At 71.8% G+C, this 1,174-nt stretch carries 2 protein-coding genes; one reads left to right on the top strand and one right to left on the bottom strand.

What is annotated here, in order from left to right; all coding sequences use genetic code 11:
* A partial coding sequence (locus ACM2XV_RS15475; RefSeq protein ID WP_487027595.1) for an MFS transporter occupies nt 1–539 on the top strand: 539 nt, incomplete at its 5' end.
* A 63-nt stretch (nt 540–602) separates the two neighbouring features.
* On the opposite strand, the gene ACM2XV_RS15470 is transcribed toward ACM2XV_RS15475, so the two are convergent.
* Nucleotides 603–1,174, bottom strand: a 572-nt coding sequence (locus tag ACM2XV_RS15470; RefSeq protein ID WP_487027594.1) for an alpha/beta fold hydrolase, incomplete at its 5' end; no start/stop codon positions are given.

Genomic DNA, 1,174 nt, shown 5'->3' with positions numbered 1-1,174 from the left:
ACCCCGGCATCCTGCTCGCGCTGCTGACCACCCTGCTGATGGTGATCGCCTTCAACGTCGTCTACATCTTCAGCAGCGACATCGTGGCCCCAGCGACCGGGGGCAATGAGAGCGCCCTGGCCGCACTGCTGCTCGTCTACGGAGCGTTCGGCATCGTCGGCAACTGGCTCGGCGGGCGCCTCACCGACAGCATCGGCGGGCGGCTGACGGCGCTCGTGGCACTGGCGCTCGAGGCGGTGGCCTTCGTCGCCCTGATCGCCCTACGCGGCGGCTTCGCGGCGACCGCGGTGCTGTTCGCGCTCTGGGGCGTCGGCGCCTACGCCGCGATCGTGCCCGTGCAGTCGCGGCTCGCGGCGATCGACCCCGAGCGCGCCGGCATCTCGCTGTCGTGGTACTCGACGGGGATGTACGTGGGCATCGCTCTCGCGCCGGTCCTCGGCGCTGCGACGCTGAGCGCCGGCGTTCCGGTCATGCTGCTGGCCGCGGCCGCCGCCGCGCTGCTGGGACTGATTGCGTTCGAGGCGGCGCACCGCCGCTGAGGCCCGCTCGAGACGGCGCTCTGGCGTCTGGCGCCCGGCGCCCGGCGCCCGGCGTCTGGCGGCTCAGGGGCGAAGCGCGTGCGCGCGCACGCGATCGAGCCACTCGCCGACCGCGGCGGTGACGAGCCCGAACTGCTCGCCGATGATGTTGTGACCTGCGGCGTCGAGCACGAGGAGCGACGCGCGCGGGTAATGATCGAGGCGCCGCCATGCGTCGACATATCCCACGACCTCGTCTTGCCGGCCGGTGATGAACACCGCCGGCTTCGAGAAGGGGGCGGATGCCGCGTCTTCGGGCTCGACATCGAAGGCGTAGTTCCCCGCGATGCGCTCGAGACCGGCCTGGTCGACGGAATCGATGCCCGGCTGGACCGTGTCGACGAAGTTCTCAAGGCCGGCGGCCGACTGCCACACGGCGAACTCGCGGTACCCCTGGGCGACACGGGGCTCGACGCCGTCGAAGATGCCGGGCTCTTCGTGGAGCACGGTGCGCGGCGGCGCCGTGCGCTCGCTGTGCGTCGCGATGAACACACCGGCGAGCGTGGCCAGCCCGAGCACCTGCTCACCGAAGTCGTGGGCGAGGCGACGCGCCATCATGCCGCCGTAGGAGTTGCCGAGCACCGCGAAGGGCTCGT

This window comes from Gryllotalpicola sp. CP2-P1 (genome assembly GCF_057512245.1).
This window is presented reverse-complemented; position numbering and strand designations above follow the sequence as displayed.